Source organism: Sphingopyxis sp. KK2, assembly GCF_001990265.1.
In the GTDB taxonomy this organism is placed as follows: domain Bacteria; phylum Pseudomonadota; class Alphaproteobacteria; order Sphingomonadales; family Sphingomonadaceae; genus Sphingopyxis.
Window position 1 is genome coordinate 46,165 of record NZ_LYVN01000011.1, and the last position, 7,501, is coordinate 53,665.

Sequence of the window (7,501 nt, forward strand, 5' to 3'; positions counted from 1 at the left end):
GTTCAATAATCACAGAAGCGCTTCGATCGCTTCATAATAGCGCACGATATTGGTCTCGAGCCCGCAATAGACGGTCTCCTCGGGCACGCCTGCATTCAACCCCTGCTGGCTGATCTCGGCGGCGCGGAAATCCTCGCCGCCGAAGACGCTGAGGATCAGTTCGTAAGAGCGTGCGAACACTTCCTCGGCCTTCGGCGTCGATGCCGCCCCGGGCGTGAGCATGAAATATTCGACCGTGGTGCGGTCGGGACCGCGCGGCATCAGCAGCATGACGCTGGTATAATATTGGCTCGTCACCACGACGCAGTTCGGGAAGGCGGTATAGGCGTGCGTCACCAGCTTGTGGACGTTCGCCGCCGGGTCCTCGTCGAGCATCTCGGGGACATAACCGATGCGCCCCGACACTTGCCGGATGTTCGGCCCGAACATGTCGACGATGTTCGGCGCATCCTGAAACTTGTCGCCGATCGACGCGGCGTGGAGCCGCTGGACATGATAGCCCTCGAGGAAGGGTTCGAGCACGACCTTCCAATTGGCTTTGAGGTCGAAACTCTTGCGGCCATAGACATGCGCCGAAGCGATGCCGATCGCGGTGAAATCGTCGGCGACCTGCTGCGACAGGTTCGACCAGTCGGCAGGAATGTCGCGGTTGAGCTGGACATAGACGATGCCGCCCCACTCGCGCGCTTCGAGTTCGGCGAGGCCGCGCCGGCTCTTGTCGAAATCCTGAAACGCCTCGCTGCGCGACACGCCGATCAGCTTGCCGTCGATGCCATAGGTCCAGGCGTGATAGGGACAGGTCACGCGGCCCTGCTTGTGGACCGCGCAATCCTCGAGCAGCTTCGACCCCTTGTGCTGGCACGCGTTGACGAAGGCCTTGATCGTGCCGTCGCGGGTGCGCGAGACGAGCATCGGAAAGCCATAGCTGTCGTTGGCGACGATGCTGCCGGGTTCGAGCAGCGCCGACACGGTGACGGGCACCGGATAGCGGCGGAATATCTTTTGCTGTTCGAGGTCGAACCGGTCCTGGCCGGTGAAGATCGCATTGGGCCGCGTCGCGCCGAACGGCACGACGACCGCGTCCTTTTCGGCCGGGATCTTGCGGATCGCGTCGATCTGGCTCGGCGTCAGGTCGGCGAGCTTGGTCAGCTTACGCTCGGGGCGTGCAACTTCTGCAACATCGCGCATATCGCCAATCCTCTCCTTATCGTTGGTAACAGCCTATTCCACCCTTTACCTAATGACAATAGTTTTTTATGGAAGATTTGAGAGCACCGCAAAAGCGGCCGATATCGAAGGGAAACGAGGATGGACTTCGACTATGTCATCTGCGGGGCGGGCGCTGCGGGATGTGTGCTGGCCTATCGCCTTTCCGAGAATCCGCAGATCAGAGTCGCGCTGATCGAAGCGGGGCCGCGCGACCGCCATCCGTTCATCGCGATGCCCAAAGGCCTCGCCAAGGTGATGCAGGACCCGAAGCATCTGTGGGTGCATATGAGCGAGCCCGAGGCATCGACCGCGGGCCAGTCCGAAGCCTGGGTGCGCGGGCGCGTGCTCGGCGGGTCGTCGTCGGTCAACGGGATGATGTATGTGCGCGGCCAGCCCGCCGATTTCGACGCGATCGCCGAGCAGTCGAGCGACGACTGGAGCTGGGCGCATATCGGTGCAGCCTATCGCGCCTTCGAGAATCACGAGCTCGGCGGTGCCGAAACACGCGGCGATGCGGGGCCGATGAAGATTTCGATGCCGACGCAGCACCTGCCGATTTCGGACGCGCAGGTCGCGGCGGGCGAAGCAATGGGCTGGGCCAACAAGCCCGACATCAATGCCCCCGACGATCAGGTGGCGATCGGCTATGCCCCGCGCACCATCTTCAAGGGCAAGCGCCAGAGCGCGGCACAGGCGTTCCTGCGCCCCGCCGAAAAGCGGCCCAACCTGACGATTCTGACCGACCGCACCGTCGACCGCGTGATCTTCGACGGCATCCGTGCTGTGGGCGTCGAGGTGCTTCATAATGGTCAGCGCGAGACGATCGGCGCCGCGCATGAAGTCATCGTCTGCGGCGGTGCGATGGCGAGCCCGGCGCTCCTCGAGCGATCGGGCGTCGGCGACAAGGACCGCCTCGCCGCGCTCGGTATCCCGCTCGTCCACCACAATCCCGAGGTCGGCGAAGGGCTGATCGAACATCGCGGCATCATCATGCAGTGGAAGCTGACCAAGGCGGCGCTGTCGCAGAACCGCGTCTTCGGCGGCTGGCGCCTGCTGCTCGCGACGCTGCGCTATTATCTGACCGGTGACGGACCGATGTCGGCGGCGGCCTATGAGATCGGCGGCTGGTTCAAGACGCGCCCTGGTCTCAACCGCCCCGACGCGCAGATGCTGATCGCGCCCTTCAGCTTCGACATGGCGACCCAGCGCACGCAGCTCGAAAAGCATCCGGGCATGAACGCGGTCCTCTATCCGCTGCGCCCGACGTCGCGCGGCAGCATCCATATCGCTACGCGCGATCCCGATGTCGCGGCGAGCTTCAAGCCCAATTACCGCGCGACCGAAGAGGATCGCGCCGCGATGGTCGGCGCGGTGCGCGTGATGCGCGACTATGCGCAGCAGGCACCGCTCGCGGACATGATCGCCGAGGAGACGATGCCGGGGCCTGCGTTCGACAGCGATGCCGAAATCATGGACGCCTATGACCGCTTCGGCACCTGCGGCTATCACGCCGTGGGCAGCTGCCGGATGGGCAAGGACGCGGCGTCGGTGGTCGATCCGGCGCTGCGCGTGCGCGGGGTCGAGGGGCTTCGCGTGATCGACACCTCGATCATGCCGGTAATCCCCTCGGGCAATACCAATGGCCCGACGATGGCGATGGCGTGGCGCGCCGCCGACATCATCCTGCGCGACGCGCCGCAAGCGAAGGCGGGTTGAGATGGAATTACAGGACGCCCTCGCCGCGCGGTTCGACCGGTTGAAGTCGGGGGACGATGGCTGGCAGGCGCTCGCCGACGCCGGTGTACTCGGCCTGCCCTTCGCCGAGGCGCGTGGCGGACTCGAGTTGCCGCCGCGCGAGGGTTTTACGGTGCTCGAAGTGCTGGGCCCGCGCGCGATTGCCCTGCCCTATCTCGAATGCGTGCTGCTCGCGGGTACCCTGCTCGACCGCGCCGGCGGGGATGCCGCGGCGCTTTGGCTACCGCGCGTCGCAGCAGGCGAGGCGAAGCTCGCCCTTGCATCGATCGACGACCGCGAGCGCGCGCGCGCGGCAATCAATGCCGCCGGCTGGCGGCTGTCGGGCGGCAAGCTGCTGGCGATCGGCGCCGCCGAGGCCGATGCGGTGATCGTGACGGCCGAGGCGGGCGACGGCCCTGCTGCCTTCCTGATCGAACGCGAGGCGCTGGCGATGAAAGCCTATCCGACGATCGACGGCCGCCGCGCCGCCGACCTGTTGCTCGACGATGTCACGGTGTCGACCGACGCGCGGCTGCCGATCGAGCCCGAGGATATCGCCGACATCCTCGATCTCGGCGCCGCCGCCATCGCCGCCGAGGCCGCGGCGATCATGGCGCGGCTCGTTGCCGATACCCGCGATTATTGCGTCCAGCGCGAACAGTTCGGTCAGGCGATTGCACGCTTTCAGGTCGTCCAGCACCGGCTGGTCGATATGCATATCGAGGCGCGCCGCGCCGCCGCGGCCGCCGCGCTCGCGGCCGATGCGCTCGACCTCGATCCCGCCGCACGGTCGAAGGCGGTCAGCGCCGCCAAGGTCACGATCGCCGACGCCGGTCGCTTCGTCGGCCAGAATGCGGTGCAGCTTCATGGCGGCATGGGGATGACCGAGGAACTGCCGGTGTCGGCACTGTTCAAGCGGTTGACGGTGATCGAGAGCGAGTTCGGCACGCGGGACGAGCATCTGGCGCGCTACAGGGCGCTCGCCTAGATCGCCAGCTCAGCCTTCGCCAATATGCCGTGCTGGATCTCGTTCGTGCCCGCATAGATGCTGCTCGCGCGTTCGTTGAGATAATGGAGCGGCGCAATCGCCTGCCAGACCTCGCCGCTGCAATAATCGTCGGGTACATGTCCCGGGATCGGCCCGCCGGGCACCGCGACGCCCGGCTGGAACGCGCGCGCCAGCGGCCCCGCCGCGTCGAGCACGAGTTCGGTCACGCGCTGCTGCAGCTCGGTGCCGAGGATCTTCATCATCGACGCGTCGGTGCCGGTCGAAGCCCCCGCCGACAGACGCGAGAGGATATCGCTTTCGAGCCGGGCGAGGATATCGCAGCGGATGCGCGCCTCGGCGATCCGCACCTCGAGCGGCGCACGGCCGGGGCCCGCCGGCTGCGCCGCGACCTGTGCGGCGAGTTCGGCCAGCGCGACCTCGATCTTGGGCGCATAGGCGCTGCCGCCGCGTTCGAATTCGAGCAGATATTTGGCGACCGTCCAGCCGTCGTCGATCGTCCCGAGCACATTGGCGACGGGCACGCGGACCTGGTCGAAGAAAATCTGGTTCTGGATATGCTCGCCCGACGCCATGACGATCGGGCGCACCGCGATGCCCGGCGAGGTCATGTCGACGAGCAGGAAGCTGATCCCCTGCTGCTTGCGCGCGCCGGTCGAGGTGCGGACGAGGCAGAAGGCCCAGTTCGCGACATTCGCGTGGGTGACCCAAATCTTGCTGCCGGTGCAGACGAGGTCATCGCCGTCGCGCACCGCCTTCATCTGCAGCGCGGCAAGGTCCGACCCCGCCCCCGGCTCCGAATAGCCCTGGCACCAGAAATGCTCGCCCGACAGCATGCGCGGCAGGAACCACGCCTTTTGCGCCTCGGTGCCGAAGGCGATGATTGCGGGTCCCGCCATCTGGATTCCCATTGGCGACACCGGCGGCGCGCCCGCGCGCACGCGTTCGCTCGCGAAGATATGATGCCGGACGATGCTCCAGTCGCATCCGCCATGCTCTACCGGCCAGGCCGGTGCGACCCAGCCCCGGGCATGGAGCTTGCGATGCCATTGCATCTGCGCCGCATGATCGGCATAGACGCTGGTCATCAATTTCCCGGCGCGGCGCAGTTCGGGTGTCAGCTCGGCCGCGAAAAAGGCGCGAACCTCGTCGCGAAAGGCTTCATCCTCGGGGCTGAGCTGCATCGGGTCAGGCGGCCTTCGGAATGAAGATCGCCTTGGGCCGCGTGAATTCGAGCAGGCCCGGCACGCCATTCTCCTGCCCGAAACCCGACTGCTTCGCGCCGGCAAGCGGCGTGAACGGCGTCGACTGGAGATTCTGGTTGATCCAGACGGTGCCGGTATCGAGCCGGTGCGCGATCGCGGTCGCCGCCGCGACGTCGCCCGACCAGACCGCGCCGGCGAGGCCATAGTCGCTGTCGTTGGCGCGCGCGACGACATCGTCGATGTCGGTGAACTTCAGCAGCGGCAGCACCGGGCCGAACGCCTCCTCCACTACGACGCGGCTGTCCTCGGGCGGATTGTCGACGAGCGTGAGCGGCACGAAATAGCCACGCTCGGGCACCGCGCCGCCTTCGAGCAGGGTCAGCCCGTTGGCGCGCGCATCGTCGAGGAGGGCAAGGACGCGGCGATATTGGGGTTCGTTCTGGATGGGGCCGTAACGATTGCCCTGCTCGGCCCCGTCGCCGACGGGCAATTCCTTTGCAAGCTGGTGCAGCCGGTCGCGCAAGGCATCGTAGATGTCAGCGTGGATGTAGAGCCGCTTGGTCGCGACGCAGACCTGCGCGGTGTTGTGGAAGGCGCCCTCGAACAACTGCTCGGCGACGGCGTCGACATCGACGTCGGGCAGCACGATCGCCGCATCATTGCCGCCGAGTTCGAGCGTGATGCGCTTCAAATCCTTTGCCGCCGATTCCATCACGCGGCGTCCGGTCGCGGTCGATCCGGTGAAGCTGATCTTGGCGAAGCCGGGGTGCGACGTCATCAGCGGGCCGAGTGCGTCGCCGCCGCTGATGATGTTGACCACGCCCGCCGGAAAGGCGTCGCGGATCAGTTCGCCGATGCGCAAAGTGCAGAGCGGGGTGAAGGGCGAGGGTTTGAGCACCAGCGTGTTGCCCGCCATCAGCGCGGGGCCGATCTTCCACGACGCGAGCAGCACCGGGAAATTCCACGGCACGATGCCGCACACGACGCCGAGCGGGACATGATGCACCTCGATCCGCCGCGTGTCGCTGTCCTCGGTGACGTCGACGGGGATGTCGAGCATCGTCGTCGCCTTCATCCACATCGCGGCGCCGAGGATTTCCATCTTCGCGCCGGGGAGCGGGCGACCCTGCTCCTTGACGAACAGCGCGGCGAGTTCGTCGGCATACGCCTCGATCGCATCGGCAGCCTTGGCGAGCGCCGCCTTGCGTTCCGCCATCGGCGTGTCGCGCCAGGCCGGAAAGGCGCGCGTCGCGGCGGCGACGGCGGCGTCGAGATCGGCAGCCGAGGCGTCGGGCGCCGCAGCGAAGACCTCGCCCGTCGCGGGATTGCGCACCTCGATCATCGCCGCCGCATCGACCGCACGGCCGTCGATCGTCATCGCAAATTGCTCGCTCATTCGCCTCTCCACCGCTAGCGACCCGTCAATATCGGGTCGATTATCTGTTGCCGACTCCATAAACTAATGACATTAGATAAAAGCGCAACACAAAAGACATGGGAGAGAGGGATGAGCGAGATCGAGGGCGGGTGTAATTGCGGTGCCATACGCTACCGGCTGGGCGGCGACCCGATCACCGTCGCGGTGTGCCATTGCGCCAACTGCCGCCGCCAGTCGGGCAGCGCCTTTTCGGTCAATGTCGTCGTCGCGGCCGATGCGATGCAGATGACCGGCGACCTCACCACCTATGAGGATCATGACACCGAAAGCGGCCAGCCCGTGCTGCGGCAATTTTGCGCCGCGTGCGGCTCGCCGATCCGGTCGATCACTAATTCCTCGCCTCAGGTAGCAATCGTCAAGGCGGGCACCGCCGACGATCCCGCGCGCTTCGTGCCCGCGATCCATGTCTGGACCGCGACCGCGCTGCCCTGGGTCGACATTCCTGCCAACCTGCCGCAATTCCCGCGCAATCCGCGATGACCCTTGACCGCCCGCTGGCGGGGCTGCGCGTCGTCGACCTGATCGACGGGCCGCTCGCACCGATCACGCGCTATCTCGCCGAACTGGGTGCGCGGGTCGACCGCCATGTCGCGACGCGGGCGAGGCCGCCGATATCGTCGCCAATGCCGGCAAGATCCTGCACGCCGGGCCGGTCGATGACGCGACGCTCGCCGCCGCCGACATCATCGTCGCGCCGCCCGCCACGCTCGACTATGACCGGCTCGCCGCCGCGAACCCCGCGCTCGTGCTGATGGAGGCCAGCGCGTTCGGCTCGGGCAACAGCCTGAGCGACTGGAAGGCGAGCGATGCCGTGCTCCAGGCGCTGTCGGGCAGCCTGTCGCGCTCGGGCATTCGCGGCCGCGCCCCGCTGCTCCCGCCCGGCGAACTCGCTTGGCAATGCGCCGCGGC

The 7,501-nt window shown here is 66.7% G+C and carries 8 protein-coding genes; 5 read left to right on the top strand and 3 right to left on the bottom strand.

The window, feature by feature from the left end:
- Positions 1 to 9: 9 nt before the first annotated feature.
- Positions 10 to 1,188: an aromatic ring-hydroxylating dioxygenase subunit alpha gene (locus tag B1A78_RS03300; RefSeq protein WP_077145583.1), complete on the bottom strand. Its 1,179-nt coding sequence runs from the start codon at positions 1,186 to 1,188 to the stop codon at positions 10 to 12.
- Between the two features lie 120 nt (positions 1,189 to 1,308).
- Between B1A78_RS03300 and B1A78_RS03305 the strand changes: the two genes are divergently transcribed.
- Together B1A78_RS03305 and B1A78_RS03310 are read left to right on the top strand one after the other, a co-directional pair.
- Positions 1,309 to 2,925 carry a GMC family oxidoreductase gene (locus B1A78_RS03305; RefSeq protein WP_077145584.1) on the top strand — a complete coding sequence of 539 codons (1,617 nt, stop codon included), beginning with the start codon at positions 1,309 to 1,311 and terminating at the stop codon, positions 2,923 to 2,925.
- 1 nt (position 2,926) lies between these two features.
- Positions 2,927 to 3,931, top strand: a complete 1,005-nt coding sequence (locus tag B1A78_RS03310; protein WP_077145585.1) for an acyl-CoA dehydrogenase family protein — start codon at positions 2,927 to 2,929, stop codon at positions 3,929 to 3,931.
- Here the strand turns inward: B1A78_RS03310 and B1A78_RS03315 are convergent.
- Entirely contained in the window at positions 3,928 to 5,133 is a 1,206-nt protein-coding gene (locus B1A78_RS03315) for an acyl-CoA dehydrogenase family protein (RefSeq protein ID WP_077145586.1), read from the bottom strand. The two genes, B1A78_RS03310 and B1A78_RS03315, sit on opposite strands and share 4 nt — an antisense overlap.
- A gap of 4 nt (positions 5,134 to 5,137) precedes the next feature.
- Positions 5,138 to 6,550, bottom strand: a complete 1,413-nt coding sequence (locus tag B1A78_RS03320; RefSeq protein ID WP_077145587.1) for an aldehyde dehydrogenase family protein — start codon at positions 6,548 to 6,550, stop codon at positions 5,138 to 5,140.
- Between the two features lie 111 nt (positions 6,551 to 6,661).
- On the opposite strand from B1A78_RS03320, the gene B1A78_RS03325 reads away from it, so the two are divergent.
- The 3 genes from B1A78_RS03325 to B1A78_RS23340 all read left to right on the top strand — a co-directional run.
- Positions 6,662 to 7,072, top strand: a complete 411-nt coding sequence (locus B1A78_RS03325) for a GFA family protein (RefSeq protein WP_077145588.1) — start codon at positions 6,662 to 6,664, stop codon at positions 7,070 to 7,072.
- On the top strand, positions 7,069 to 7,344 hold the full coding sequence (locus B1A78_RS23045) for a hypothetical protein (protein ID WP_077145589.1): 276 nt from the start codon (positions 7,069 to 7,071) through the stop codon (positions 7,342 to 7,344). Before B1A78_RS03325 ends, B1A78_RS23045 begins: the two co-directional genes overlap by 4 nt.
- On the top strand, positions 7,344 to 7,501 hold a 158-nt coding region (locus tag B1A78_RS23340; protein ID WP_144037664.1), incomplete at its 3' end, for a hypothetical protein. The genes B1A78_RS23045 and B1A78_RS23340, both read left to right, overlap by 1 nt.